The 26,965-nt window shown below is 62.3% G+C and carries 32 protein-coding genes; 29 read left to right on the top strand and 3 right to left on the bottom strand.

Annotation, left to right across the window (positions count from 1 at the left end; genetic code table 11):
* Positions 1 to 31: 31 nt before the first annotated feature.
* From pcaF to PVW51_RS18910, 9 genes are all read left to right on the top strand, one after another.
* Entirely contained in the window at positions 32 to 1,237 is a 1,206-nt protein-coding gene (pcaF, locus tag PVW51_RS18955) for a 3-oxoadipyl-CoA thiolase (protein ID WP_274576777.1), read from the top strand.
* Complete coding sequence (locus PVW51_RS18950) at positions 1,237 to 3,207, top strand: 3-hydroxyacyl-CoA dehydrogenase NAD-binding domain-containing protein (protein ID WP_274576774.1); 1,971 nt, start codon at positions 1,237 to 1,239, stop codon at positions 3,205 to 3,207. The genes pcaF and PVW51_RS18950 overlap by 1 nt, the downstream gene beginning before the upstream one ends.
* The gene (locus PVW51_RS18945; RefSeq protein WP_274576772.1) at positions 3,207 to 4,433 is read left to right on the top strand and encodes an acyl-CoA dehydrogenase; all 1,227 of its coding nucleotides are present in this window, start codon (positions 3,207 to 3,209) and stop codon (positions 4,431 to 4,433) included. The genes PVW51_RS18950 and PVW51_RS18945 overlap by 1 nt, the downstream gene beginning before the upstream one ends.
* A 26-nt stretch (positions 4,434 to 4,459) precedes the next feature.
* Entirely contained in the window at positions 4,460 to 5,218 is a 759-nt protein-coding gene (locus PVW51_RS18940) for an electron transfer flavoprotein subunit beta/FixA family protein (RefSeq protein ID WP_274576770.1), read from the top strand.
* Positions 5,218 to 6,144: an electron transfer flavoprotein subunit alpha/FixB family protein gene (locus PVW51_RS18935; RefSeq protein ID WP_274576768.1), complete on the top strand. Its 927-nt coding sequence runs from the start codon at positions 5,218 to 5,220 to the stop codon at positions 6,142 to 6,144. Before PVW51_RS18940 ends, PVW51_RS18935 begins: the two co-directional genes overlap by 1 nt.
* Before the next feature lie 405 nt (positions 6,145 to 6,549).
* Positions 6,550 to 7,307, top strand: a protein-coding gene (locus PVW51_RS18925; RefSeq protein ID WP_274576767.1) for an IS5 family transposase whose coding sequence is annotated in 2 segments (ribosomal slippage) — positions 6,550 to 6,886 and positions 6,886 to 7,307 — 759 coding nt in all. Because the reading frame shifts where the segments join, the coding sequence is not laid out codon by codon here.
* A 102-nt stretch (positions 7,308 to 7,409) separates the two neighbouring features.
* Entirely contained in the window at positions 7,410 to 8,438 is a 1,029-nt protein-coding gene (locus PVW51_RS18920; protein ID WP_274576764.1) for an IS110 family transposase, read from the top strand.
* A 514-nt stretch (positions 8,439 to 8,952) separates the two neighbouring features.
* Positions 8,953 to 9,600 carry an IS110 family transposase gene (locus PVW51_RS18915; RefSeq protein WP_274576762.1) on the top strand — a complete coding sequence of 216 codons (648 nt, stop codon included), beginning with the start codon at positions 8,953 to 8,955 and terminating at the stop codon, positions 9,598 to 9,600.
* Positions 9,601 to 9,912: a transposase gene (locus PVW51_RS18910; protein ID WP_274576760.1), complete on the top strand. Its 312-nt coding sequence runs from the start codon at positions 9,601 to 9,603 to the stop codon at positions 9,910 to 9,912.
* A 49-nt stretch (positions 9,913 to 9,961) separates the two neighbouring features.
* On the opposite strand, the gene PVW51_RS18905 is transcribed toward PVW51_RS18910, so the two are convergent.
* Positions 9,962 to 10,129: a hypothetical protein gene (locus PVW51_RS18905; protein ID WP_274576759.1), complete on the bottom strand. Its 168-nt coding sequence runs from the start codon at positions 10,127 to 10,129 to the stop codon at positions 9,962 to 9,964.
* A 68-nt stretch (positions 10,130 to 10,197) separates the two neighbouring features.
* Positions 10,198 to 10,692 (bottom strand): Lrp/AsnC family transcriptional regulator, encoded by a 495-nt coding sequence (locus PVW51_RS18900; RefSeq protein WP_274576757.1) that lies wholly within the window; start codon positions 10,690 to 10,692, stop codon positions 10,198 to 10,200.
* A gap of 142 nt (positions 10,693 to 10,834) precedes the next feature.
* On the opposite strand from PVW51_RS18900, the gene PVW51_RS18895 reads away from it, so the two are divergent.
* The 6 genes from PVW51_RS18895 (at position 10,835) to PVW51_RS18870 (ending at position 14,635) form a co-directional block, all read left to right on the top strand.
* The gene (locus tag PVW51_RS18895) at positions 10,835 to 11,614 is read left to right on the top strand and encodes an acetoacetate decarboxylase family protein (protein ID WP_274576755.1); all 780 of its coding nucleotides are present in this window, start codon (positions 10,835 to 10,837) and stop codon (positions 11,612 to 11,614) included.
* Positions 11,611 to 12,054, top strand: coding sequence for a DUF2000 domain-containing protein (locus PVW51_RS18890; RefSeq protein ID WP_274576753.1), 444 nt, complete (start codon positions 11,611 to 11,613; stop codon positions 12,052 to 12,054). Before PVW51_RS18895 ends, PVW51_RS18890 begins: the two co-directional genes overlap by 4 nt.
* Before the next feature lie 2 nt (positions 12,055 to 12,056).
* Positions 12,057 to 12,905, top strand: a complete 849-nt coding sequence (locus tag PVW51_RS18885; protein ID WP_274576751.1) for a branched-chain amino acid aminotransferase — start codon at positions 12,057 to 12,059, stop codon at positions 12,903 to 12,905.
* 53 nt (positions 12,906 to 12,958) lie between these two features.
* Positions 12,959 to 13,771, top strand: a complete 813-nt coding sequence (locus PVW51_RS18880) for an alpha/beta fold hydrolase (RefSeq protein WP_274576749.1) — start codon at positions 12,959 to 12,961, stop codon at positions 13,769 to 13,771.
* A gap of 377 nt (positions 13,772 to 14,148) precedes the next feature.
* Positions 14,149 to 14,358, top strand: a complete 210-nt coding sequence (locus PVW51_RS18875) for a helix-turn-helix domain-containing protein (protein ID WP_007120600.1) — start codon at positions 14,149 to 14,151, stop codon at positions 14,356 to 14,358.
* Positions 14,359 to 14,434: 76 nt separating this feature from the next.
* On the top strand, positions 14,435 to 14,635 hold the full coding sequence (locus PVW51_RS18870; protein WP_007120601.1) for a hypothetical protein: 201 nt from the start codon (positions 14,435 to 14,437) through the stop codon (positions 14,633 to 14,635).
* Here PVW51_RS18870 and PVW51_RS18865 read toward each other — a convergent pair.
* A complete protein-coding gene (locus PVW51_RS18865; RefSeq protein ID WP_007120602.1) occupies positions 14,629 to 15,207 on the bottom strand; it encodes a hypothetical protein in 579 nt (192 codons plus the stop codon). The genes PVW51_RS18870 and PVW51_RS18865 overlap by 7 nt on opposite strands.
* Before the next feature lie 132 nt (positions 15,208 to 15,339).
* Between PVW51_RS18865 and PVW51_RS18860 the strand changes: the two genes are divergently transcribed.
* The 14 genes from PVW51_RS18860 (at position 15,340) to virB11 (ending at position 26,835) form a co-directional block, all read left to right on the top strand.
* On the top strand, positions 15,340 to 15,654 hold the full coding sequence (locus PVW51_RS18860) for a hypothetical protein (RefSeq protein ID WP_007120603.1): 315 nt from the start codon (positions 15,340 to 15,342) through the stop codon (positions 15,652 to 15,654).
* A gap of 79 nt (positions 15,655 to 15,733) precedes the next feature.
* Entirely contained in the window at positions 15,734 to 16,291 is a 558-nt protein-coding gene (locus tag PVW51_RS18855; RefSeq protein WP_274576739.1) for a lytic transglycosylase domain-containing protein, read from the top strand.
* Between the two features lie 16 nt (positions 16,292 to 16,307).
* Positions 16,308 to 16,589 (top strand): TrbC/VirB2 family protein, encoded by a 282-nt coding sequence (locus tag PVW51_RS18850; protein WP_274576736.1) that lies wholly within the window; start codon positions 16,308 to 16,310, stop codon positions 16,587 to 16,589.
* A gap of 123 nt (positions 16,590 to 16,712) precedes the next feature.
* Positions 16,713 to 16,991 (top strand): type IV secretion system protein VirB3, encoded by a 279-nt coding sequence (locus tag PVW51_RS18845; protein ID WP_274576734.1) that lies wholly within the window; start codon positions 16,713 to 16,715, stop codon positions 16,989 to 16,991.
* Positions 16,966 to 19,359, top strand: a complete 2,394-nt coding sequence (locus tag PVW51_RS18840; protein ID WP_274576731.1) for a type IV secretion system protein B4 — start codon at positions 16,966 to 16,968, stop codon at positions 19,357 to 19,359. The genes PVW51_RS18845 and PVW51_RS18840 overlap by 26 nt, the downstream gene beginning before the upstream one ends.
* Positions 19,356 to 19,565 carry a hypothetical protein gene (locus PVW51_RS18835; protein WP_007120608.1) on the top strand — a complete coding sequence of 70 codons (210 nt, stop codon included), beginning with the start codon at positions 19,356 to 19,358 and terminating at the stop codon, positions 19,563 to 19,565. The genes PVW51_RS18840 and PVW51_RS18835 overlap by 4 nt, the downstream gene beginning before the upstream one ends.
* Positions 19,562 to 20,674 (top strand): lytic transglycosylase domain-containing protein, encoded by a 1,113-nt coding sequence (locus PVW51_RS18830; RefSeq protein WP_007120609.1) that lies wholly within the window; start codon positions 19,562 to 19,564, stop codon positions 20,672 to 20,674. Before PVW51_RS18835 ends, PVW51_RS18830 begins: the two co-directional genes overlap by 4 nt.
* On the top strand, positions 20,671 to 21,438 hold the full coding sequence (locus PVW51_RS18825; protein WP_007120610.1) for a type IV secretion system protein: 768 nt from the start codon (positions 20,671 to 20,673) through the stop codon (positions 21,436 to 21,438). Before PVW51_RS18830 ends, PVW51_RS18825 begins: the two co-directional genes overlap by 4 nt.
* Positions 21,439 to 21,446: 8 nt before the next feature.
* Complete coding sequence (locus tag PVW51_RS18820) at positions 21,447 to 21,872, top strand: hypothetical protein (protein WP_007120611.1); 426 nt, start codon at positions 21,447 to 21,449, stop codon at positions 21,870 to 21,872.
* Positions 21,873 to 22,886: a type IV secretion system protein gene (locus tag PVW51_RS18815; RefSeq protein WP_007120612.1), complete on the top strand. Its 1,014-nt coding sequence runs from the start codon at positions 21,873 to 21,875 to the stop codon at positions 22,884 to 22,886.
* A 17-nt stretch (positions 22,887 to 22,903) separates the two neighbouring features.
* Entirely contained in the window at positions 22,904 to 23,584 is a 681-nt protein-coding gene (locus PVW51_RS18810) for a virB8 family protein (RefSeq protein WP_274576716.1), read from the top strand.
* Between the two features lie 5 nt (positions 23,585 to 23,589).
* Positions 23,590 to 24,312 carry a TrbG/VirB9 family P-type conjugative transfer protein gene (locus PVW51_RS18805; protein WP_274576713.1) on the top strand — a complete coding sequence of 241 codons (723 nt, stop codon included), beginning with the start codon at positions 23,590 to 23,592 and terminating at the stop codon, positions 24,310 to 24,312.
* A gap of 2 nt (positions 24,313 to 24,314) precedes the next feature.
* Entirely contained in the window at positions 24,315 to 25,757 is a 1,443-nt protein-coding gene (locus PVW51_RS18800) for a TrbI/VirB10 family protein (protein ID WP_007120615.1), read from the top strand.
* Between the two features lie 82 nt (positions 25,758 to 25,839).
* The gene (gene virB11 / locus PVW51_RS18795) at positions 25,840 to 26,835 is read left to right on the top strand and encodes a P-type DNA transfer ATPase VirB11 (protein ID WP_007120616.1); all 996 of its coding nucleotides are present in this window, start codon (positions 25,840 to 25,842) and stop codon (positions 26,833 to 26,835) included.
* Positions 26,836 to 26,965: the final 130 nt, after the last annotated feature.

Raw genomic sequence — 26,965 nt, 5'->3', positions numbered from 1 at the left:
GAACCATCACATCCTGGCGAAAGGCCAAACGATGATCGACGTGTTCCTCTGCGATTACATCCGCACTCCTTTCGGCCGCTATGCCGGTTCGCTGTCTCCTGTTCGGGCCGATGACCTGGCGGCCATCCCGATCCGCGAGCTGATGCTGAGGAACCCGGACGCCGACTGGGCCGCTGTGGATGACGTTTATTACGGCTGCGTCAACCAGGCGGGTGAGGACAACAGGAATGTCGCACGCATGGCGGCGCTGCTGGCCGGCTTGCCGGTCGAGGTGCCCGGCGCGACGATCAACCGTCTTTGCGGCTCGGGCATGAATGCCGTGATGTCTGCGGTCCGCGCCATCGCCGCCGGCGAGGCCGAACTGATGATCGCTGGCGGGGTCGAAAGCATGTCACGCGCGCCCTTCGTCATGCCCAAGGCCGGGGCGGCGTTTACACGCCGGGCCGAGATATACGACACAACCATCGGTTCACGTTTCGAGAATCCGGCCTTCGCGAATATCTACGGATACGAAGCAATGCCTGTGACTGCAGAGAATGTTGCAGCGGATTTCGGCGTCTCGCGCGCCGACCAGGATGCCTTCGCGCTCCGTAGCCAGACGCGCGCAGCCGCCGCGCAGACCACGGGCCGTCTCTCACGCGAGATCGTGGGCGTGGCAGTGCCACAGCGAAGGGGCGGCCCTGTCACCGTCGACCAAGACGAGCATATCCGGCCCGATACGACGCTGGACTCCCTCGCGAAGTTGCGCGCTCCCTTCGTCGAGAATGGCACTGTCACTGCCGGCAATGCTTCTGGGGTGAACGATGGCGCTGCAGCAATGATCCTAGCGAGCGAAAGCGCCGTCCGGAAACACGTCCTCATACCGCGCGCCCGTTACCTTGGCGGGGCGGTCGCGGGGGTGCCCCCGCGTATCATGGGCATGGGTCCGGTGCCAGCGACACAGAAGCTCTGCGCACGGATTGGTCTGTCGCCGACGGAATTCGAAGTTATCGAACTGAACGAGGCCTTCGCAGCCCAGGGACTGGCCGTCCTGCGCGAGCTTGGCCTACCTGACGACGCGGAGCACATAAACCCGAATGGTGGCGCAATTGCCCTAGGCCACCCACTTGGAGCGTCCGGTGCCCGCATAACCGGGACGGCGGTCCTGGAGTTGCAGGAACGCGGCGGAAAACGGGCGCTCGCCACGATGTGCATCGGGGTGGGGCAGGGCATAGCAATCGCTGTGGAGGCTGTTTGATGAGCGACTCGATGGTCCGTCTGGACATTCAGAATGGTATTGCGATCCTGACCCTGAGTAACCCGCCGGTCAACGCGCTCTCGCATGCGCTGCGCACTGCCTTCTCCGTACGGCTGGTAGAAGTTGCCCGTAACACGGCTGTAGAGGGGCTGGTTATCGCCTGTGCCGGACGGACCTTCGTAGACGGCGCCGAAATAAGCGAGCTTGGCCAGGTGAATACCCCGATGCTCCGCGAGATTATCAGTCGGCTCGAATCGATGGGCAAGCCAAGCGTTGCGGCGCTGCATGGCACCGCGCTCGGCGGCGGTCTTGAGCTGGCCCTTGGCTACACGTTCCGCGTCGCCAACCAAGACGCCAAAATCGGCCTGCCCGAAGTCAAGCTGGGGCTGCTGCCGGGCGCGGGCGGAACCGTCCGGACTACCTATCTCGCCGGCGCCAAGGCGTCCCTCGAGTTGGCCGGAAGCGGCGAGATGATGCGGGCGGACGCAGCTGGAAAACTGGGTCTGATCGACGCCGTATTCGCCGGTGATCTGATCGCCAACGCGGTCCGCTTCCTGCAAAGGAAGATCAGTGAGAATGATATTCCCGCCCCGGTCAGCCAGCGCGCCGGGGACATGCCTTCGGCCGATCCCGCAGCGCTGGAAAAGCTGGCCGCCGAGCTTTGCCAAAAGGCGCGCTCCAGCGCGCCGATGCTGACGGGGCAGGCGGTCAAGGCCGCCCTCGAACTGGATTTCGCGAGGGCCATGCAGGAAGAGCGTAGGCTGTTCGACGAGGCGGTCGCCAGTCCGCGTTCCGAAGCACTACGGCACCTCTTCTTCGCAGAACGTGCCGCCGCCAAACTGCCCGAGGATGTCGCCGAAGCCGGCACCCGCTCGGTTCAGGCCGTCGGCGTGATCGGCGCGGGCACGATGGGCAGCGGCATAGCGATGGCCTTCGCCAATAGCGGCTACGACGTGATCATTCGCGAAATGAACGCCGAGGCTCTTCAGCGCGGGCTTGAACGGGTGGCCACGACCTACGCCCGTTCTGTCTCGCGCGGGTCGTTGGCCCGGAACGAGGCCGACCGTCGCATTGCGCGGATCGAGGGCACCGTCGAAGCCGCGGACCTTGCCAAATGTGACCTGATCGTCGAAGCCGCCTTCGAGGATATGGAGGTCAAGAAATTGGTCTTCGCCGAACTCGACAGAATTGCCCGGCCTGGCGCGATCCTGGCGACGAACACATCATATCTGAACGTTGACGCGATTGCGGCGGCCACCTCGCGCCCTGACGATGTGCTGGGCCTGCACTTCTTCTCCCCCGCCAACGTCATGAAGCTGGTCGAAGTCGTGCGCGGCGCCGAAACCGCGCCCAACGTGCTGGCAACTGCTTTGGATGTGAGCCGAAAGCTGCGCAAGCAGCCGGTTGTCGTCGGTGTGTGCCACGGCTTTGTTGGCAACCGGATGCTGGCCGCCCGCAACGCGCAGCTGTCTCAACTGCTTCTGGAAGGAGCAACACCCGCGCAGGTCGACGGCGCATTCCGGGCACTCGGCTGGCCGATGGGCCCCTGCCAGATGCAGGACCTGGCCGGGCTCGACATCAACTGGCGCAATCGCAAGGCGCTCGGCACGCCCGACGCATTGCCGGACAGGCTGTGCGAACTGGGACGCTTTGGCCAAAAGGCTGGCAAGGGTTGGTACCTATATGACGGCAACCGTGAACGGAAACCGGACCCCGAGGTGCAGGTAATCATCGATACGATGGCCGCCGAGCGCGGCATCACGCGCAAACTACTCAGTGAAAATGAAATCATCGACCGAACCCACGGGCCGATGATCACCGAGGGCCGCAGGATCCTAGAGGAAGGCATCGCGGTCCGCAGTTCGGATATCGATGTGATCTGGGTGCATGGCTACGGCTTTCCCCGTGATCTGGGCGGACCGATGTTCTGGGATGACAAGGGCCGTCTGCGGACAAAAGGAGAAATCTGATGGTATTAAAACTGGAAAAATCGCTGAAATCCAAGGACGCGCCCGATCTGTCGCGGTTCGACTGGGAAGATCCGCTGCGGCTGGAGGGTCAGCTGTCGGAGGAAGAACGGATGCTGCGCGACGCGGCGCGGGATTTTGCGCAGGCGGAACTGCAGCCGCGGGTGACCGCGGCCTACCGCGAGGAGAAGGCGGCGCCAGAGCTTTTCCCGCTGATGGGCGCGGCTGGCCTGCTGGGCGCCACGCTGCCCGAGGATTACGGCGGGCTAGGTGCCTCCTACGTCACATACGGGCTGATCGCGCGCGAGATCGAGAGGGTCGACAGCGGCTACCGCTCTATGATGTCGGTGCAAAGCTCGCTGGTGATCTACCCGATTTACGCCTACGGCAGCGAGACGCAGCGCCTGAAATACCTTCCTGGCCTCTGCGACGGATCGCTGATCGGCTGCTTTGGCCTGACCGAGCCCGACGCTGGATCGGACCCCGGCGGCATGAAGACGAAGGCCGAGAAAACCTCGGGTGGCTACCGGCTGACCGGCAGCAAGATGTGGATCTCCAACAGCCCCTTCGCCGATGTCTTCGTAGTCTGGGCCAAGTCCGAGGCCCATGGTGGGAAGATCCGTGGCTTCGTGCTGGAAAAGGGCAAGGCAGGGCTCTCGGCACCGAAGATCGGCGGTAAGCTTTCCCTACGCGCTTCGACCACCGGAGAGATCGTGATGGACGGCGTCGAGGTGGGCGAAGATGCTCTTCTGCCCAATATCGAGGGTCTGAAGGGGCCCTTCGGCTGCCTCAACCGTGCGCGTTACGGCATCGCCTGGGGCGTGATGGGTGCAGCCGAAGAGTGCTGGCACCGCACAAGGCAATACGGTCTGGACCGCAGGCAGTTTGGCCGGCCCCTGGCACAGACGCAGCTGTTCCAGAAGAAGTTGGCTGAAATGATGACTGAGATCACGCTGGGCCTGCAGGCTGCGCTGCGGGTCGGGCGTCTGATGGACGGCGCACAGGCGGCGCCCGAGATGGTCAGCCTGATCAAGCGCAACAATTGCGGGAAGGCGTTGGAGATCGCGCGGATGGCCCGCGACATGCACGGCGGCAACGGCATATCCGAGGAATTCCAGGTGATGCGTCACATGGTGAACCTAGAGACCGTTAATACCTACGAAGGCACCCATGACGTCCACGCCTTGATCCTAGGCCGTGCACAGACAGGGCTGCAGGCGTTTTTCTGAGCTTCAAGACCCGAGGAGATGTGCTGATGAAAGTCCTTGTACCCGTGAAACGCGTGATCGACTACAACGTGAAAGTCCGTGTGAAAGCGGACGGAAGCGGTGTCGATCTCGCCAACGTCAAGATGTCGATGAACCCGTTCGACGAAATCGCCGTCGAAGAGGCAATCCTCCTGAAAGAAGCCGGCATGGCAGACGAAGTCGTGGCCGTCTCCATTGGCGTCAAGCAGGGGCAGGAAACTCTGCGTACCGCGCTGGCCATGGGTGCAGACCGCGCCATCCTGGTCGTAGTCGCCGATGACGTGCACACCGACATCGAACCGCTGGCCGTGGCCAAGATCCTGGCCAAGATCGTCGAGGAAGAACAGCCCGGCCTGGTCCTGGCTGGGAAGCAGGCGATCGACAACGACATGAACGCCACCGGCCAGATGCTGTCGGCGCTCTTGGGTTGGTCCCAGGGCACCTTCGCCTCGGAAGTGGACATCGAAGGCGACAGCGCAAAGATCACCCGCGAGGTCGATGGCGGCCTGCAGACGATCAGCGTCAAGATGCCGACCATCGTGACCGTCGACCTGCGCCTGAACGAACCGCGCTATGCGTCGCTCCCGAACATCATGAAGGCCAAGAAAAAGCCGCTGGATGAGAAAACCGCCGCCGATTACGGCGTCGACGTCACCCCGCGTCTCGAAGTCGTCAAGACCGAAGAGCCCGCCGCGCGTGCCGCAGGCATCATCGTGGGCTCGGTTGACGAGCTGGTTGCGAAACTCAAAGAAGCGGGGGCTGTGTAATGGCTGTTCTTCTTCTCGCCGAAGTCACCGGTGGTGAGCTGTCGATGGACGCCACCGCCAAGGCCGTCACCGCCGCCAAGGCACTGGGCGACGTGACCGTCCTGTGCGCCGGGGCCTCGGCCGCCGCTGCAGGCGACGCTGCCGCCACCATCGACGGTGTGGCCAAGGTTCTGGTCGCCGAAGACGAAACGCTGGGCCACCGCCTGGCGGAATCGACCGCCGCGCTGATCGTGAGCCTCGCCGATGGCTATAGCCACATCGTGGCACCTGCCACCACCGACGCCAAGAACGTCATGCCGCGCGTCGCCGCGCTGCTGGATGTCATGGTGATCTCCGAGGCCACCGACGTGGTTGATGCCGACACCTTCGTGCGCCCGATCTATGCCGGCAACGCCATGCAGACCGTGAAGTCGAGCGACGCCAAGAAGGTTATCACCTTCCGAACCTCGACCTTTGACGCCACCGGCACCGGCGGTTCGGCTTCGGTTGAAATCGTGTCGGCCGCGGCCGACCCGGGCCTGACGAGCTGGGTTGAAGACAAGGTTGCAGCATCTGACCGCCCCGAGCTGACCTCGGCTGGCATCGTGGTGTCGGGTGGCCGTGGCGTGGGGTCAGAAGAGAACTTCGCCCTGATTGAGGCCCTGGCCGACAAGCTGGGCGCCGCCGTCGGTGCGTCGCGCGCCGCCGTCGACTCAGGTTATGCCCCGAACGACTGGCAAGTGGGCCAGACCGGCAAGGTCGTGGCACCGGGCCTCTACGTCGCCGTGGGCATCTCCGGCGCGATCCAGCACCTTGCTGGCATGAAGGACTCGAAGATCATCGTCGCCATCAACAAGGACGAGGAAGCTCCGATCTTCCAGGTGGCCGACTACGGCCTCGTGGCCGACCTCTTCCAGGCCGTGCCCGAACTGACCGAAAAACTCTAACGAAAACCTAAACCCGCCTGCACTCCCGGCACGATCCGGTTGTGGGCGGGGGACTGGTGGATTGCGCCGGTGAGTGCGCCCTTTCCGCCACGGGCATTTCAACAGGTCCAACCGGAGTTCTCAGGCAAATGCGCACAAGCATGTTTCTCACCGAACCGGAACCTCCGCGCCCTGGTGCTTCCCGTCGCGGACGGTATTTCCCGGATAGTCGCGAACAATCCCAGCAAGATGACCTGTCACGGAACGAATACTTATCTTGTCGAAACCACGGACGGCGTCGTTGTCATCGACCCCGGCCCGATGGAGGACAGTGCGCACCTGGCCACCTTGGTCGCTTCCTTAGGGTCAGGACCCATTGATTTCTGTACTGCGGCGTGATTCACGGTTCGAAAACGAGCGGTGACCATGTCTGATCTTTTCTGGCTTACGGACGCGCAGATGGCGCGTCTTGAGCCCTTCTTCCCCAAATCCCACGGCAAGCCGCGCGTTGATGATCGACGTGTGCTGAGCGGCATTATCTTCATTAATCGCAATGGGTTGAGATGGCGCGACGCGCCTTCGGCCTATGGCCCACACAAAACGCTCTATAACCGCTGGAAGCGGTGGAGCGACAAAGGCATCTTCGCGCGGATGATGGCCGGTCTGGCAGCCGAACACGGCGAACAGAAGACGGTCATGATCGACGCCACTTACCTGAAGGCCCACCGTACCGCGACCAGTTTGGGCGTCAAAAAAGGGGGCGCGGACGCCTGATCGGTCGGACCAAGGGCGGCATGAACACCAAGTTGCATGCCATCTGCGACAGCCGAGGGCGCCCACTCAACCTGTTCGTCACCGCCGGCCAGGTCAGCGATTACATCGGCGCACGGGCACTTCTCAGTAGCTTGCCGGATGTCGATTGGCTGCTCGGGGATCGCGGCTATGACGCCGATTGGTTCCGGGAAGCGTTGAAAGACAAAGGGATACGCGCCTGCATCCCTGGCCGGAAACAGCGGAAGAAACCGGTAAAGTACGACAAGCGTCGTTACAAACGGCGCAACCGGATCGAGATCATGTTCGGCAGGTTGAAGGATTGGCGTCGTGTCGCAACCCGATACGACAGGTGCCCGAAGGTCTTCCTGTCAGCCATCGCCCTCGCAGCTATCGTCATTTACTGGCTATGAGATGCTGTAACGGGGCCTGCGTCAGGCACAACCGTTGCCACTTGTCAGATCAGTACCGCGCTGTCGCCATTCCCGTATTGACCCCACATGGAGGATGACGGGATGAAGCTATTTATTGGATTGGATGTGTCGTTGGCGAAGACCGCCGTTTGTGTGGTCAGCGAGCATGGCCAGATCGTCAAAGAGGCGGAGACTGAAAGTGAGCCGGAAGCTTTGGCGCATTGGTTGGACGAACTTGACGGCAGTATCGCAGCGATTGGCCTAGAGGCCGGGCCACTGTCGCAATGGCTGCACAGAGGGCTGACCAAAGCCGGTCTGGAAGCGGTGCTCATGGAAACGCGCCAGGTGAAAGGAGCGCTGAAGGCGATGCCGATCAAGACGGATCGCCGCGATGCAGAAGGGATCGCACGCCTTCTTCATCTCGGCTGGTTCCGCCCGGTCCACTGTAAATCCGTCTCTGCTCAGGAAACCCGGGCAGTTCTCGGCGCTCGAAAGGCTATCCAGCAAAACATGATCGCTCTGGAAATGTCGTTGCGCGGACTGCTGCGGAACTTTGGCCTCAAGGTCGGTGCGATCTCCCGCGGCAAGTTCGAGACACGCATTCGGGAATTGGCAGATGGCAATCCGATGCTGGAAGCCGCGACTGAACCGATGCTGCGGGCCCGAGCGTCCCTACGGCAGGAACTGGCCGGTCTCGAAAAGTGCGTGCGGCGGTTGGCCTGGGATGATCCGGTTTGCCAACGCCTTATGTCGATGCCAGGAATCGGTGTGGTCGTAGCACTGACATTCCGTGCCGCGGTCGATGACCCGACCCGCTTTCGGTCTTCGAAAAGGGTCGGAGCCTGGGTTGGTTTGACGCCTTCACGCAACCAGTCTGGTGAACGGGACTTGTCCGGCGGTATCACCAAAGCGGGTGACGTCAATCTGAGGCGAGCATTGTGCCAGGCTGCAACCGTCATGATGAACCGTGGCCGATCAACATGGCTGAGAACATGGGGAGCCCAGCTCGCGCAGCGGCGCGGGCGCAAAATCGCGATGGTTGCTCTCGCCCGCCGCATTGCTGTCATCCTTCATCGGATCTGGGTGGATGGCACGACCTTCCAGCCGGATGCAGCGCCAAGAGTGGCCTAACAACAAAAGGCACCGCCCATAGCCTGTCTGATCGCAGGCTTTCGAGGTCCCGCAGGGACGTGGTTCCGATGATGCCGTGGTCTGGACTGTCGCTGGCTTTTGCCAAGCACGCCTATGAGATGGGCACACCGGAATTACATCGAACCAGCATCATGTTGGCAGCCGCCGCGCTGACCACGAACCGAAGCATGTACCCGAAGGACCTCAGCCGATAGCCGCGCAAAGACAGGATGGGCTGAAGAAACACCAAGGGAACCGCTCTGGCGGATCAATTTGATTGCACGAAGTCCCTTGACACAGACGCCCCCGTTACCGAAGTCCTGACCCTTCTGTATCTCCGGTTTGCTATCCTGATCCCGTCACCGCCCTTGGCCGAGGCCGGTGACGGGACGGTGTTTGGCGTCTGAGCCTTGTGGCGTTGACCACGTTTCCTAGCGAGCCAGCACCGTCTCTCTTCATCGTCTCGAACAGTTGAATGCGGCCGATCAGGACCGCGGAGCAGAAGGAAGAGAGCATGAGCAAAGTATCACAGGCAAGGATCATCGGTATAGATGTCAGCCGGGATTGGTTGGATATCCACTGTCTGCCAGAAGGCAAGCGCACGCGGCTGCCGAACAAGGCAGAGGGTCACGAGCGAGTCGCTCAACTCGCTCTTGAAACGGGTGCGCTGGTTTGCTTCGAGACTACTGGCGGTCAGGAATGGCGGCTATGGTCCGCCCTGGATGTTTGCGGGATCGCGACCCGGCAATTGCCACCCGCCCAGATCAAGGCCTTCGCCGCCAGCCGGGGCACACGGGCAAAGACGGACCGGATCGACGCAGAGCTCATCGCGCGGTTCATGATGTTTCGACCGGATGCGGGACGCGTACTGCCACATGGAAAACTTCGTCTTATCAGGGCGTTGTCGTCAAAGCGTGGTCAGTTGGTCGAGACACGCAAACGGCTTCTGGCGCAGATCAAGGCGCATGGGAAGCTGGGATCGGCGGATATGTTTGAAGCCATGAACGCCGAGCTGAAAGATCTTCTTGATCGCCAGATCGCAGGGTTGGAGGAGCGGATCGAGCAGACCCTGGCCTCGGATGATGAACTGGCGAGAACTGCCGACATCCTGCGTTCCGTTCCCGGGATCGGCCCCGTCGCTAGCACTATGCTCATCGCCTAGATGCCCGAGCTTGGCCAACTCTCGGGTGAGCAGGCCGCCGCGCTGACGGGTCTGGCTCCGATCGCACATGACAGTGGCGCCATGCGCGGCAAGCGCGCCATCGGAGGCGGCCGCCGATTGTTACGACACGTGATGTTCCAGGCGGCGCTCGTCGCCAGCCATCACAACCCGCTCCTGAAAACCTTCGCCGACCGTCTTCGTGCCGCCGGAAAACCACACAAGGTTGTCATCACAGCAGTCGCCCGCAAGCTCGTCACAATCGCAAACGCGCTTTGCAAATCTCGTCTCAAATGGTCCCATCAGGCCGCATGAGAAATACAGTTGCTAGGCGCGCTGGCTGGGCGCTGCAATGAAGCTCGCTCTATGATCCCTGCAGCAACTGGATGAATCCAGCCCGGTTGATGGCCCGGTCAAACTCCTCAATAATCGCATCGAGAGCATCCGCCTTAATAAGCGCCTCGCGAAAGTCCCAAAGTGTGCCGGCATCCGGCGCGGTGTCGGCGAAGCCGGCCGGGAGAACCACATCCAACTGACACGGTCCCGGATCACGCAGACACCGTATCAACCAGAGACTTCCGTAGGTTCCAAGTATGAAATTTACTTATCTGGTATCGTAAAACCAGTAAACGCCTTGATCTCTTTCAGTGCAAAGTTCGACGTCATGGCCTTGATCCCAGGTAGACGTCGAAGGACGGTCATCGAGAAATCAGCATAGGCGTCCAGATCCCGACAAGCGACTAGAAGAACAAAATCTGAGCCGCCACCCACGGAATGGCAGGTCACGATCTCGTCCAGATCGATGATTGCCTTCTCAAATGCGGCCGCGTCGCTTTCCCCATGGGTGTCGATCTGTACGCTCACATAGACCAAAACGCCCAGCCCGATCTTCCGGCGGTCGAGATTTGCACTGTAACCGGCAATAATGCCAGCTTCCTCTAGCCTGCGGGTGCGGCGCCAGCAAGGAGATGTCGACATACCTGTTCGCTCGGCAAGTTCATTGTTATTCATCCGCCCGTCGCGTTGAAGCTCACGCAATATCCTTCGATCCGAAGGATCAAGTATCCCGTTTCGCGGTGATTCGGCAGCACTCATGCTTCTCGCCCCCATCTCCGAAGATCTTACCCGTTTGGAGATCAATCTGGGAATATCCTACCTGTTCTTCAAGTCAAATCACGAAAATCAGGCAGGTATCTCCAAGTGACAGGTGGCAAGTTCAACGAAAAGGAGAAACACGATGCTTAAAGGCTTTACCGGTCCATACACGCCCAAAGGACGCTCCTCTCTCGTTCCGTCACCGCCATGGCACTACGCCGGCCGGATCGTCTCAATCGGAGCCCGGACCGAAGCGGAAGTAGCGCAACGCTTCCTGCCCTCTGGGTTCGGTGGCGCGTCCGGCCGGATTTTCGGCCATTTCTGCGAATGGCAGGCCACCACGGACGGCTCCGAACTGCTGGATCCGGCATATTCTCAATACAATGAATTCTTCCTGCTGATCGAAGCGCTGTCCGATCAAGGCGAGGCCCGGCTTTTCTGTTCGTTCATCTTCGTCGACCAAGACATTTCGATGGTCCGCGGCCATATGCAGGGGTTTCCCAAGAAGCTCGGCGCGATTCGGATCGGGCGGTCGTACGGCCTCGACCATCCAGCCGCCGGCCGGCAGGGTTCAGGGACGAGGCTGGGCGCCACTGTCGCGGTAAAGGACCGTCGGTTGATCGAAGCCGAATGGACCGGATCGACCGGGAACGCCGAGCCGATCGGCTTTCTGGGAACACCGACTTTCGGACTGGTCGGCGCACCCTCCATCATCGGCACCCCCACCTCTGGGGACATTCGTCTTGTCAGACAGTCACTATCTGCACGGGTCGTCGGACCGATCCATGCGGCAGAAGGAACGCTCAGGCTTCTCGACTCTCCAATTGACGAAATTGGCGACCTAGCGGTCCTCTCATGCTTCGCTGCGACAACCTGTGAGGCGGCGCTTACCGTGACCGGTGCAGAAGAGGCTGCGTTTTGACCGGCTCCGCTCTCGACCCGCTTCGCGGCGATGGCTATCTCAGGCTCGCGGTAATCGTCAACCCCGGCCTGCCACCGGGCTTTCTCGCCAACACCGTCGCAACCATCTCTGTCGGCATCGGAGCGCGACAACCCGGGTTGGGCCGCATCGATTTGGTCGACAGAAATGGCCTCCACATCAGCATTAGCGCCGACAGGCCGGTCCCAATTCTGCAAGCCGGCCCCGAACAGATCCGGACTCTGCTGACGCGCGCGACATCGCAGACCGATCTCGACATCGTCGTGTTTCCTGAATTCGCCCGGCGAATGAACCACTTCAGCGAATACGAGGCCGCCTTCCCTGGCCGGGATCTAATGCAGGAAACGCTCGACGGGATCGGGTTGTGTGGACCGTCCAAAGTCGTGAAATCGCTGACCGGATCCCTGAAATTATTGAGGTAAATATGTCGTCTACTGCATGGAGTTATTTTGAGGGTGACTGGCGCGAGGGCCCGGCGCAATTGATGTCGGCTACCACCCATTCGGCTTGGCTGGCCCATACGGTCTTTGACGGCGCCCGCCGGTATGACGGTGTATTCCCGGACCTGGAACTGCATTGCGAACGGGTGATCCGGTCGGCACGGATCATGGGTATGACGCCCGAGATCACGCCCGAGGAGATCGAAGGGCTTGCGCGGGACGGTGCCAGCCGGTTCGACGGCAACGAAACACTCTACATCCGGCCGATGTTCTGGATCGAGGAAGGCTTCGGGCCGATCGACCCCGGTACGACACGGTTTGCGCTGGTCATCCAGGCGATGCCGATGCCGGATGTTGAACCCGGCTTTTCCGCGCAGATATCCGATTTCCGCAAACCCTCTCCCGAAACCGCCCCGACGGGGGCCAAGGCCTCGTGCCTCTATCCGCAGGCGACCCTCGCCTGGACGGCGGCACGGAAGGCCGGTTTCAACAACGCGGTGATGCTCGACGCCATCGGGAATGTCGCCGAGTTCACCATGCAGAACATCTTTATCGTGAAGGACGGGACGGTTCACACGCCCGTGGCGAACGGAATGCTGCTGCCCGGCATCACCCGCCGCCGTGTCATGCTCTTGCTCAAGGACATGGGGATCGAGACCGTCGAACGGACGATCCGTCCGGCAGAGCTGATGCAGGCGGACGAGATCATATCCTCGGGCAACCACGCGCGGGTCTATCCCTGCAACCGAATCGGCGAGCGGAACATCGGGGTCGGTCCGATCGGACGCCGCCTTGTCACAACCTATCGCGATTTTGCCCATTCCAACATCTGATTAAACCGGAGCGGACCTACGCCGCCGAATATCGCCAACAAACGGAGGGACTAATGACCAAGGAATTCACATCCACACGTATTTCCGTGGAACGTGACGCCAACATCTATGTTCGGATTCACGGAACGGGGAAACCTGTCATCTTTGTTCCCGGCTGGACTTTCGATCATACCGCCTTCGAAAAGCAGATTGATGAAATACCTTCGGGCTACCGTTATGTCCTGTACGATCCCCGCGGGCATGGTCGATCCACATCCTCTTTCAACGGCAATACGTATGAGCAGCACGGGCGCGACCTGAATACGCTCATGACACAGCTGGACCTCACCGAAGCGACACTGGTGGCGTGGTCCTATGGCGCAAATGCAGCCTATTCCTATCTCCGCGATTTCGGCTTCGACCGGGTCGAGGCACTGGTCATTCTGGACGAACCGCCAAAACCGGCGAGCGACGAGACCATCGCCTGGGGAGAGGGGGATATCTGGACGCTCGGCACATATCTGGGAATGCTCGGCAGCGGGCATGGTGAGTTCATGTCCGGATATGCCCCGCAAATGTTCTCCCGAGAGCTTAGCCCCGAGGAATTGGATCATATTATCGGGATGACGGAGAAAACACCGGGATTTGTTGCCGCCAGTCTGTTCGCGAACGGCGCATTTGCGGATTGGCGCGACGTTCTCACTGCCGCGTCAAAGACCATTCGTGTCTGGAACGTTGTCCGCAGCGAACATGAGGCGGTCGCGACGGAATGGTTGAATGCAAACGCACCCGGATCAAAGATCAGTATTTATACTAGTCACATGATGATGTGGGAGTTCCCGGACAGGTTCAACACCGAGCTTTGTGAGTTCCTAGTGGGTTCTTAGAATGAGTTTGAGCCTGCAGGGCTAGAGGCCTCGTTCTGTCGGGCGCTTGTCGCAGGGAGCACAACGATTGGCATCGTCGATTAACATAAGTTCTGTTATGCGAATTTCGGCCGACACCAAATTTTGCTGTAGAATTCGTCCTCTACCTCCTCCCTGTGGACGACCGACTGGCGGCACCGGTATTGCCGGTGCCGCCCTTTCCTGAAAGAACGATTGAACGGCCCATAATGTTTGCGAGACGGATCATCACGTGACCTGCGTTTCGGCAGGCATTCCATTCCGGCGATCTCGCGCCATCCCAAGATTTCTTCTCTGCACTTCCGAATGTAACATATATCGCGTGGCGATATTTCGCGCATCGTGTCCGTTTCAACGGCATGAACTTGCGGGACCGTGTAGCACTAAACATCCAGGAATTGAGACGCGCCCGCAGCCTCAGCCAGGAGGAGCTTGCTCATCGGGCCGATGTGAGTCGCGGCCATATGGGCAAGCTCGAGAACGCCAAGTTCGCGGCCTCCCTCGACCTTCTCGAACGTATCGCCAAAGCACTGAACGTAGATCCAGCAGAGCTCTTCACAAAACGCTAGCCAGTTTTTGCCAGCCCCTGATGCGTCCTGGAGCGGAACGTCTCAAGAGGTAGTCAAATGGAGTGCAGAGAGTTCGATGGGTAAGAAGAAGACAGGCTGGCCCTTCCAGAACGGGTTTCTGAACGACGGTGCGCAGGAGATTCACCTGTTCACCGACTACCGTTGGAATGATGGCTCGGTGAGCCGCCGCTGGCATGTCGATCCAGAACGCTTTGATGCTTGTCTGGTCGAGCTTCGCCCAGTTTCCCTGAAGGCATCAGACCGTTCGGATCAGTAGGAGAACCACTCCGAGTGGCCCATGTTGCCCTCGTAGTCGCCGTATTCAACCATGATACTGCGCAAATAGAAGTACGAGGAACCTCCGCCGGTCGGATAGGCGATCTCCTGACCGCCTTCCGATACGAATGCCTCGGGCCAGGGCGTGTGGGATCGGTAGACCCGCTGGATGTACCGGCAGGTGCGGTTCTCTCGGTCGCAGGAACGGAGAGACCAGTCCCAATACTGTTCACCTCCCCTTTCTCTATAGGCTTGACCGGTGAACCAGATCACATGGGTGCGGTTCAGCCATTCGTATTCGGGCAGAGTGGTGTCGAGCTCGCCCTCCCCGCCGGGCCCGCCCAGCTCGACCGGCACATGTGCGAAGGTGCAGACCCCGAAGGGCGGCAGGCTCGGCCAGGGCGTGATGCGGCGGATCATAGTGCGATAGGCCCGTGCACAGACTGCGCTCGGGGGGAAGCCGCCAGCCATGCAGAGCATGATGGCGCAGTCGATGTCATAGGCCTGCGCCTTCCCCGGGGCTCCGAACACCGCCATCACCCCCATCGCCGCTGCCATCGCCTGTCGCTTCATGTCGCTCTCCCGCAAAAGTTGCGCAGACTATCGCGCAATATGTATTTTTCTGCAATATGTCGTATTGACTCCATATGACTTTATGGCCTTAGTGTCGTGCAGTAGAAGGGCTCTCGTGGGGAGAGTCCGAACATGCCGATAGCGCGCAACCAGATCCTGATCACCATCGATGGTGTCAAAGACCTGTCCGAACAGGGCATCGCGTTCCGCTGCCGGTATGAACTCGTGGGGTTCACGGACGATGGCAAGCCGCGCTACCAGTGCATCTACCTGCGCGAGGGTGAGCCGGAAGCCATTCTGGTCTCGACCCGGATCACCCCGCACGGGCCTGAGCCGCGGTATTTCAACATATGGCCAGGGCTCTTCAAACATCATCTCGAGTTCGGTGACGGGCGCGATCTGCGCTTTGGTCCTGACTACAGCATCACCCTCGAGGAGCGCGGCTGACGTTATCGCCTTCGGCCGCGACGGCACAGCCCGGACTTCGGGCTGGACCTTTCACGGTGAGCGCCCTGCCTGGGCTGGTTTGGAACATAGCGCTGAAGCCGAGGTCGTTCTGGCCTCGTTGGACGCCACGCCGCCTTCCAGTCGCGACGACACCCTCTCCCTGATCCGCACGACTGCCGTCCGCCACCAGGGGAACCGTGCCCTGCGGCAGGTCAGCCTTGATGCGGACGACTGGCAAATTCTGTTCCGCGCCCTGGTCGAGGCTGAAAGCAGCTACAACCCGACCGCCGTCAGCCCGAAGGATGCCTATGGTCTTGGCCAGCTGATGCCGGATACTGCCCGTGCGCTCGGCGTCGATCCGCGCGATCCCTCCCAGAACCTCGACGGCGCGGCGCGGTATCTGCTCGCACAACTCGGAACGTTCAAGGACATCGACTTGGCGCTCGCGGCCTACAATGCCGGACCGCACCGGGTGGTCGAGTATTCCGGCATCCCGCCTTTCATCGAGACCCGCGACTACATCGCGCGCATCCACCGGATCCGGTCCCGGCTGTCGGGCACGCCCGTTGCCCCTCCGGACATTCGCGTCGCAGACCGGGTTCCAGCCCGCGCGCCGGTCCTCATCGACCTTCAGTAAAACAAGGAAACTTCGCATGCTTCGACATCGCCTCAGCCGCCTCTTGCCTGTTACTACAACCCTGGCGGCTTTCGCAACGCCAGCCCTCGCGCAGGACTTGTCACCGATCCAGACCATGCTGGAAACCGTCGAGGCCGCGCTGACCGGTCCGATTGGGATCGCGGTTGCCACACTCGCCGTCATCGGCACTGGTTTCATGTGCATGATGGGGCGGCTGAACTGGGGCTGGTTCGCCTCGGTCATCATCGGGATCGTGCTGATCTTCTCGGCCGGCACCATCGTTGACGGCTTCTCCTGAGGTTGGCCGATGACTTTCCCGCACACTCGCATCCTCCGGTCCTCTCGAACGCGTTTGCACGGCAAACGCTGCCTCGAACCGACCTACGGATTCTTCATTTCACCTGAGCGGGAAAGCACCTAGTTGGCAGAACGATCCCCCCTCTTCCTGGGTCTCGCCCGTCCGCCCAAGTATCTGGGTCTCCCTGTCGGATACCTCGTGGTGCTGGCGACCGGGGTCGTTCTGCCGTTCATCTGGACGAAGTCGATGGTCTTCTTCCTGGTCGGTCTCGTCGCCTATCCGATCCTCTGGTTCGTGGCCGACCGCGAGCCGCATTTCTTCGAGGTGCTGCGGGTCTCTTACGGCTCGGTGCGCCCAACAAAGAACCGGGCTCTGCATGGGGGTGACAGCTTTGGCGCTTGATGCGGGCACACTTTCCACTCACGGAACCGCTCTGCTTCAGGCTGGCGGCGGGGCGTTCGCGCGGGAGAGCTATCTCGCCGAACACCTGCCGTATTTCGCGCTTGCGGATGACGATGTGATGGTGCTGCGCGAGGGCGATCTCTTGGCGACCCTGCGCCTTGATGGTCTGAACCCGATGACCAGTGAGGACGCCCGGCTCGACGCGCTCAAGCGCGCAGTCGCCGCCATCGTCGCCCAGACCGGCAATGCCTTCGGCTTCTACATCCATCGGATTTCCGTGCCGCAGGACTTGGGCATGCGCCTCATCGAAGAGGACAGCTTCGCCGCCGCGATCGACGCCCGATGGCAGGCCCATGTCAAAGACCTGCGCCCGGCCAAGCGTCAACTCTATCTCAGCGTCATCCGGCGGCCTGATATCTCCGCGCGCATTCCGTTCCTTCGGGCACTGGCCCGCAAGGCCTGGGTCAAGGACCGCGCGACGCGCGTGCAGGAACTGAACGAGGTCATGGGTTTCTTCGAGGTCGCGCTTGCCTCCGCCAACCCCGTCAGGCTCACGAAGTCGGGCGGTGAATGGCTGGGCTATCTCAACACGCTGAACGCGGGCAGCTTCTCCCCCATCGCCTTTGGGCAAAGTGCCCTGCCCCTCTCGCATACCTTGAGCAACTGTCGCGCGACCTTTGATAGCGATGTCGTCACCCTGACCGACGCCGTGACCGGCCAGGTCAAATACGGCGCGCTCTTCTCGATGAAGACCTACCCCGCATTGACAGATGTGACACTGCTCGACGCGCTCGACCTGCCACTCGACATTGTGCTGACAAACTCCTTCAGCCCGATCCCGAACAACATCATGGCCGAACGCATCCAGCGGATCATCCGCCAGATGCACGCCTCCGACGATGCCGCCGTCTCCTTGCGCGAACAGCTGGGACAAGCCGCCGACGATCAGGAAGCGGGGCGCATCGCTTTTGGCGACCATCACCTGTCCATCGCGGTCTATGCGCCTGAGCGCAACATGCTCGAACGCGCTGCCGCCCAGATCAAGCGCGTGGGTCAGGAGATCATGTCGGTGATCGTGCGCGAGAACATGGCGTTGAAAGCCACCTACTTCGCGCAATCCCCCGGCAACTTCGGCTACCGCGCCCGCAAGACGCCGATTTCCTCGATCAATTTCGCCGACTTCGCAGCTCTGCATGGTAGCGTCGAAGGACGCGGTCCTGATCAGTCGCCCTGGGGTCAGACCATTTCGGTCCTGCCCACGGTCGGCACCTCTGGTTATCGCTTCAATTTCCACGAGGCGGGAGCCCCAGGCAAGGAACCGACCGTTGGCCATACGCTGGTTCTGGGGCGCACCGGGACCGGCAAGACGCTCACCACTGCCTTTCTCGCAGCGCAGGCGCAGCGGGTCGGCGCACGGCTTTTCTTCTTCGACAAGGATCGCGGCCTGGAGATGGCCGTGCGCGCCCTCGGCGGGCGCTATAACGAAATCCGGGCTGGCGTGCCGACAGGTCTGAACCCGCTCGCCACCGAAACCGACGAGCGCGGCCGCGCCTGGCTCTCGGACTGGCTTGCGACACTTCTCACACGGAATGGCACGCTCTCGGGCGAGCAATCCCGCCATATCCAAAGCGCGGTCGGCCAGAACGCCGATGCGGGGGCGGCGCTGCAGCGTTTCGCCAGTTTCGAGACCCTGTTCCAGTCACTCGATGATGATGGCGAGCTGCAATCCCGCGTTGCCGAATGGGCCCCCGGCGGGCGCTATGGCTGGGTGTTCGACGAGCCCGAGCGCGGCGCGGGCCTCAAGCTCACGGGCGACATCGTCGGGTTTGATATGACCGAGATCCTCGACATGACGACCGAGCGCATGGCGGTACTCTCCTACATCTTCCGCCAGATCGAACGCGTGGTCGAAGACCGCCGTCCCACCATCATCGTGCTCGACGAAGCGTGGAAGCTCTTGGACGATCCGTATTTCGGGGCGCGGCTGGAAAACTGGCTGGTGACGCTTCGCAAGATGAACTGCGTCGTCATCATGATGACGCAGTATCCGAGCCAGTTGCGCGACAGCCGCGTCGGCAAAACCATCGTCGAGACGGTGCCGACGCAGATCCTCTTCCCGAACGATCGCGCCACCGTCTCCGATTACGATTTTCTCCGCGTCAACGCCAAGGAGGCTGCCCTTCTCGTGCAGCCGACCATCGGCCAGCGCATCGCGCTTATCCGCTCGGCGGGCGACAGCGTCTTCGTCGATGCCGATCTCTCCGCACTTGGCGACCTCCTTCCCATCCTTGGCGGCGGCGCCACTGGCGAGGCCCGCGTGCCTGCCGATTGGCGCGCCAATCCCGATTTCTGGAGACATGTGATATGAGTTCGAAACCCCTCCTCGCGCTTTGCGCCGCCGCGAGCCTTCTTTCCGCTTGCGAGAAATACACCGAGAAAACCTCGCCCTGTTTCGGACGCAATGGCGAGCCGCAAGTGACGCGGTCCGCCCTGTCCTTCTCGACCATGGGCGCACCGGTGCAGGAGACGGCCAAGCCTGACTGCACCTTCGAGCCCCTGCCCCGTTCGGAATGAGCCGCGCCGCGATCATATCCGCCGGGCTCTGCCTCGGCCTCAGCGCCCTGCCTGCGCATGCCCAGGGCGTGCCGACACAGGACAATTCCGCGATCGGTCGCGCCATCGCCCGGGTGAGGGCATTGGCCGAGGATCTAAGCGTCCAGCAGGACAAGGATCGGACCGAGTCCACGCTGGCGGATGTGCAGGCCGACCAGCTGCGCGTCCTCGAGGAAATGACCGCTGCCATTACCGGGCCTGGCTTCGACATCCGTGCGCTCGAGGGCAATGCGGATTTCGGGGTGGCGGCGGTCTATCCCAATACCGATCCAAGCCCGATGAACAGCCGCCTCTTCGGCGAGGGCCGCGAGACGGTCGAGATGATGATCGTCGAGGTCGCCGGCGAGTTCGCAGGCGCGCCCGGTGTGGCCCGCGCCGGTCTCTCGGCCACCCAGTGGCGCTGCCTCTTCCAGGCTCTGATTAAACAGGAGAGTCGCTTCAACGTCGCCGCTGAAAGCCCGGTCGGGGCTTATGGCCTGACCCAGCTCATGCCTGGCACCGCCTCCGATCTCGGCGTCGACCGCTATGACGTGAAAGACAACCTCCGCGGCGGCGCGCGCTATATCACCACCCAGCTCAACCGCTTCGGCAACATACCCCATGCGCTCGCGGCCTATAACGCGGGGCCGGGTCGGGTCATCGAATACGGGGGCGTGCCGCCCTTTGCCGAGACCCAAGGCTATGTGCGCAACATCTCGAAATTCTACAACGAATACCTCGCTGTGGTGGGCGGTGCCGACGCGCTTGGCACGCTCTCGCCCTCGGATTTTGCGCTCGCCGAATATGCCAGCATCTCCGAGGCGGGCGTCTATTACGCCGCCGACAGTTCGGCAACGACCGAGCAAGTGATCAACCGCCTCCGCGCGATCATCCTGCAGATCGATGCGCAACCCAATGCCAAGGCGGCCTGGGAACTCAACACCTACGCCAAGGCCGAGATTGGCCGCATCCTCAACCTTCGCGTCCGGCTGATGGCCGCCAACCAGCAGCGCGAGGCGGTCTATGCGCAGCACCTCGTCGCAGACCGGTTGGCGGAGCGCGACTTCATGCAGATGGGAGTTCCCGAATGAGACAGCTTCTCCTGACCGTGGCCGCGGTCGCCACACTCGGGTTTACCTCGCCCGCAACGGCCCAGGGCGTCCCAACCTTTGATGGCTCGCAGCTTGGTCAACTCGTGGCGCAGCTCGAACACATGGCCGAGGACCTGAATGTCCAGATGCAGCAGCTCGCCACAATGCGGCTGGAACTGGAAACCCAGCTCTCGCAGCTCACGAACCTCGAGGCGCAACTGACCTCGCTCATTGAAGGCAGCGGGCTCGGAGAACTCTTCGCCACGGTCGAAGAATTCCGAGCGCTGCGCGGCAAGCTGGTGGCGCCCCTCAATACCGCACAATCGCTGGCAAGCGGCGATTTTCTCAGCGGCTTCAATCCGGGTGCAGAACTCTCGGCCTCGGTCGAACGGGTGCTTTCGGGCAGCGGGTTTACTTCGGAACGCCTGAGCACGCTTTCTGGCTCGGATGAGCCCGCCGATAACCGCATCGCCGCTTCCGCCGGGGCCAGCGCCATGCTCTCCGTCGCGGCACAGGAAAGCCACGAAGAAGCGGGCCAAAGCCTTGAGCGGCTCGAGACCATGGTCGGGCTCATCGACGATCAGGACGGGCTGAAGGCTGCCGTCGATCTCAACACCCGCGTCACCGCCGAGCTTGGCATCATCCTGACCCAGATTTGGCGGCTGGAAGCGGCGCAAGGCGTGAGTGCCGGCCAGCTTGGCGTTGTCGATGCCGCGACCCTCGCGGATGAGCGCAAGTTCCGCTCGATGGCGGTGGATCCATGAGGCAAACCATGACCCGCAGCTTGGCTCCAGGCCGGGCGCTCGGTCTCGCCGCCCTTGTCTTGAGCATCCTGCACAATGCTGCGTCGGCCCAGACCCCGAGCACGAACCCTTCCGGCGACACGCCCTTCAACTCGATGGCCATCGCGCGGGATCAAACGGATGAATGTCGTGTTCCGAAACCCCCTACCGATCTGGCCGAAACCGCCTATCTGCGCAATGGCTACCGCGCGATCTTGCGCATCCTGATTGCCGAAGAGGCGCTCGCTTCGGAAACCTGCACCTGCCTGCTGGATCAGTTCGCCTGGGATCAGGCGCTTGCCGCCCTGCCCCGGTTCCAGACCTCGGACAACCCGCGCCTGCCCTTCAACGTGCTCGAGCTCTACGCCAAGGCGGACGCGCTCGAGGCGCAAGTTGTGGAGGCCTGTGCGGAGTAAATGGGGGTCATTCGCGACATCCTTGGCCAAGTCGACGCCGCGGTGAACACCGTGGCGCAGGACGGCTTTATCTCCTCGGCGGCCTCGGTCGGTAATGTCATCTCGGCGGGCGCGACGCTCCTTGTCGTGCTCCTCGGGATCAACGCGGTCATGCAGCTCCGCCCCCTGCCCTTCGGAACCGGGTTTGCCTTCGGGATGAAAGTGGCCCTGGTCGGGATCTTCGCGCAGAGTTGGGATAATTTCAGCGTCATCTATGACATCGTCACGCGCGTGCCCGACTCCGTGGGCGCCTCGATCCTGGCGCTTACCGGCTCGGGCGACGAGGCAGGGGTCTATGAGAGCCTCGACAATATGGTCGCCCGCATCACCGCCTATGGCGATACGATCGGCGACCGCGCGGGCTGGGTCTTCGGCGCGGTTCTGGGTGCCATCTTCTTCGTCCTCTCCGCCGTCTTCGCCGCCGTCACCGCAGGGATCATCGCCTTCGCCCGCATCGTCTTCGCGCTGATGATCGTCATCGCCCCCTTCATGATCGTGACCTCGCTGTTCAAACCGACCCAGTCCCTCTTCGAGGCCTGGACCCGCGCCACCATTGGCTACGCGCTCATGCCGGTCGCCGCAGCAGGCGCCGCGGGCATCATCGTCGCCATCGCCGAAGCGATCGGGGACGCCTCCGCCGATCCGGGCGATGTCGAAACCGTCAGCCTGATCCTGCCCTTCCTCGTCATTCTGATCCTCAGCGCCGGGATCATGGCCTCGGTGCCCTACATCGCCTCCAATCTCACCGGTGTCGTCGGCATCGCGTCCAATGCCGTCGGTCTCACGGGCCTTGCGCGCCAGGGGTTCGTGAACACACGGGAGTATGGCGCGGGCGCAACCTCGCGCCTCGTCACCGGCAAGTCCCCGCATGAGCTGAACCAGATGGCCAATGCGGGTGTGGTGAAGACCGGCGAGCTGATCCGGCAAAGCCCCGGCGCGCTTCTCTCCGCCGCCAAGGCCTTCCGCAAACCCTGATGTGAAAGACGACTGACTTGAAGAAGCTTGTGACCAGTTCCTCCGCGCCTGACCGCGACGCTTTTGAGGCGGATTTCATCTACGGGCCAAGACGGCGCGAGCGCTTCGCCTGGTTCGTGGCAGCTGCGGGCATTCTGGTCGGCGTGGCCGGCATAGTCGCTGGCGCGAGCCTCTTTCCGCTCAAATCGACCGAGACCTTCGTGGTCGTCGTCGACAAGGAAACCGGTGAGATGGACCGCGTCGCCGCCGTGCAGGCGCTGACACTCTCGGAAAGCGACGCCATCATCCAGGCCAATCTCGTCGCTTACGTGGATGACCGCGAAACCTATGACCTTACGGACGGCGAGCAGCGCATCAACTCGGTGCTTGACCGATCCGACGGCGACGCCGCCCGTACGCTGCGCGATCTTTGGTCCTCCACCAACGAGGACTACCCGATCACCGTCTATGGCCGCGACGCCAAGATCGAGGTGGTGATCAAATCGGTGAACCAGATCGAGCGCGGCGTTGCCCAGGTCCGCTTCACCCGCACGCTCCGCCGTCCGCGCGACACCCGCACCGTGACCCGGTCTTACGTGGCCACCGTCGGCTACGACTTCCAACCCGAAACCCGCCAGCGCCTTCAGGATGTCTGGGCCAACCCCTTGGGCTTCGTGGTGACCTCCTACCGCGTCGACGCCGAGACCCTGGAGAACTGACCAAGATGAAATCCCTGCCCGCGCTCCTTCTGGCGCTTGCCCTTCCTGTTGCCGCCAATGCCGAGGCCACGCCGCAAGGCGGACCGCTCGACATCCGCATCCGCACCGCCGTCTATAATGAAAACCAGGTCTACCGGATCGAAACTGACTTGCGGCATTCGACCACGATTCATTTCGGTGCGGGAGAACGCTTCGAGGCGGTGATCGTCGGCGACACCGAGAGCTTCCAGGTCGACCCGATCCCGGAGCTCGGCAATGTGCTGACGATCAAACCGCATGTGGCGAATGCCTCGACCAACATGACGGTCATCACCAACCGCCGCACCTATTCCTTCCATCTGCGCGAGGGCTCGATCCCGAACCGCACCGGCATGTTCTTCGAGGTGCGCTTCCGCTACCCCGACGAGGAACGCCGCGCGGCGGGTGCGACGCAGCCCAAGGGGTTCGAGGCCCCGCGCAACTACAACTACCGCGTCTCCGGCGAGGGCGACTTCCGCCCCAGCCACATCTATGACGACGGGCGCTACACGTATTTCGTCTTCCCGGAGAACGGTCGCCAACCCGCCCTCTTCAAGGCCGATGACCAGGGCCGTGAGCGCACGGTCAACTGGACCCAGCAAGGCAACACGGTCCGGGTGCTTGGGGTGAACACCTACTGGTCGCTGCGTATCGGCGATGAGGCGATCTGCGCCTGGCGCGACGAGAGCGCCATCTACGTGAGCAACTGACCATGGCCGAACAAACCCCTCCCGACCTTCAGGACCGTCTCGACCAGTTCAGCCAGCGCGGCAAGTCCAAGCCCCGCGGAAACAGCCTCGGGGTCGGCGCGCTCGCGGCCGCCCTCGCCCTTGGCGGGGCCGGGGTCGCGTATTTTCTGGCCACCGGTCTGCAGGAAGGTGACAGTGCGCTTGAGACCTCCGATGTCGAGACCTTTCAGGACCGCCGCCCCGGCTCCGGCGGGCGGCTGAAGTTTCCGCCCGACGAGACCGAGCAACGGGTCAATGACGCACTGATCGCCGTCGAGGAAGCGCTCGACGTGCCCGCCGCCCCTGCCCCGGAACCGAGCGCCGAGGTGCTGGCCGAAATCGCCAAGCTCCGCGAAGCCCTCGCCGCCAGCCAGGCTGCCCGCAACTCGGAAATCCAATCCGCTGTCGCGGACCTGCGCGAGGCCTTCGACGAGCAAAAGGCCGCGCTCGAAGCAACGCTCGCCGCAAAGGAAACCGAGCTGGCAAACCTCCAACGCCAGACCGAGACTCGCATCGAGGGGCTGCAGGCCATGCTCGATGCCGAACGGGCGCAGCGCGAGGGGCTTGAGGCCGAGCTCGATCGCGAAGGGGTGATCGCCGATCAGCGCCTTCTCGAACAACGCCGGCGTCAGGAAGAGGAGCAGCGTCTGCGCGAGGCCGAACGCATCGCCGAGGAGCTTCTGACTGCCCAGATCAAATCCCCCGCCGTGGTCTATGCGGACGGTCCACGTGGTGGTGCGAGTGGCGCGGCGGTGGCCGATCCTGCCGCCGCTGGCGCAAGTGGACCGGCCCTCTCGGGCAACGAGCAGTTCTTGCAGAGTGCGCGACCGCTCGAGGTGCAGGAGGCCGCCCGCCTCATCCATCCCGAACGCACGCTGACCCAAGGATCCGTCATCCAGGCGGCGCTGCAAACCGCTATTAACAGCGATCTGCCCGGCTCCGTTGTCGCGGTGGTCTCCGAGCCGGTGCTGGCGTTTTCCGGAGACCGGATCCTGATCCCCCGGGGCTCCCGCCTTTTTGGCCAATACCGCTCCGGGATCGAAATGCACCAGAAGCGCATCCTGATCCTTTGGACCCGCGTCCTGACCCCGGACGGCACCTCGATGGAAATCGCCGCTGTGGGCGGCGACCAGCTTGGCCGCTCGGGCCTCACTGGTCTCGTCGACACCAAGTTTGCCGAGCGCTTCGGCGGGGCGGCGCTGATTTCCGTGATCGGGGCGGCGCCTGCCGTGGCGGCGGAGAGTGCCAACAACGAGACGACAAGCATTGTCCTGGGCGATGTCAGCAGCGACCTGCAGGACGCTGTCGGGTCGGTCATCGCCGATCAGGTCTCGATCGCGCCGACGATCTATGTCGATCAGGGCGCCTCGGTCACCGTGCTCGTGGACCGGGATGTGGTGATCTACGGGGGTTCCGGTTCACAATGAAAAAGAAGCATCAGGTTTCGCGTTCGAGCCGCAGGCGAGAGGCAGCGAAACCAGGTTCAATATTACCGGAATCACCGAATTGATGGATCAGGCCTCGCCAGCCTCATACCTCGAGCGTTATCTCGACCCGTTCCGCGATCTCCTGCGGCGTGACGACGTGGTCGAGATCGCGATCAACCCCGACGGCAAGGTCTGGCTCGAGGTCGCGGGGGATGCCAGCATGCGCCACGAAGGTCAGACCGTGGATCGGACCACAGCCCTCAACATGGCCCAGACCATCGTCGGCGATGCCAAGGCCCGCGTCTCTGAAAAGAACCCCCTCGTCTCCGGCAAGGTGGAATATGCGGGCCGCCCGCTTCGGGTCCAGGTCGCCGTGCCGCCCGCCATCGATCGCGGTGCCTCGATCACCATTCGCCTCTTCGCCTCTGGCAGCATTAGGGACTACGCCCCGGCTTATCTCTTCGGCAAGGCCGTCTCGCTCGACGCCCTCCGCGCGGAGAAGATGAAAAACATCGCCAGTCTAGCGGAGGAGAACCTTGAGGCCGCGCTGCAGACTCTGGTCGAGGCGCGGCTCAACGTCCTGATCAGCGGCGGCACCTCGACCGGGAAGACCACGTTCGCCCGCCACCTCCTGACCCATGTGAGCGAGCACGAGCGGCTGATCACCATCGAAGACGCTTTTGAGCTCTTCCCCGGCCAGCCCAACACCGTCGCCCTCCTTGCCGACCGCGGTGCCGGTTCGCAACGCAGCGCCAACGCTCTCCTTCAAGCCTCCCTCCGTATGCGACCTGACCGGATCATCGTCGGCGAGCTGCGCGGTGCCGAGGCCCTGACCTACCTCGAGGCCATCAACACCGGCCATGGCGGGTCGGTTTCCACCATCCACGCGGAAACCGCAGAACTCGCAATCGATCGACTGGCGATCATGGTGCTGCAGGCCGGCACACCACTGACCTTTGCCGAGGTTCGGGAATACATCCGGAAATCCATCGATGTGATCGTCCAGCTCGGGCGGGCCGAGGGGAAGCGGGGGATTACGGAGTTCTATCTGCCGGGGTCGAGAAAACTACCGACATAGACGGCGCGATGCAGCCGTTTGCAACGCTGAACTGAACTTCCGCAAGGCGAAGTGTAGCGTTCACGCCAAAAGGAGACAGCTGACGTATTATCAACGGGCAGCGGTGACACTCCGGACCTTGGGGCGTTGA

It is taken from the genome of Sulfitobacter sp. PR48, assembly GCF_028807335.1.
GTDB lineage: Bacteria > Pseudomonadota > Alphaproteobacteria > Rhodobacterales > Rhodobacteraceae > Sulfitobacter.
The sequence above is the reverse complement of the archived record's forward strand: the minus strand, read 5'-3'. Positions and strand labels throughout refer to the sequence as shown.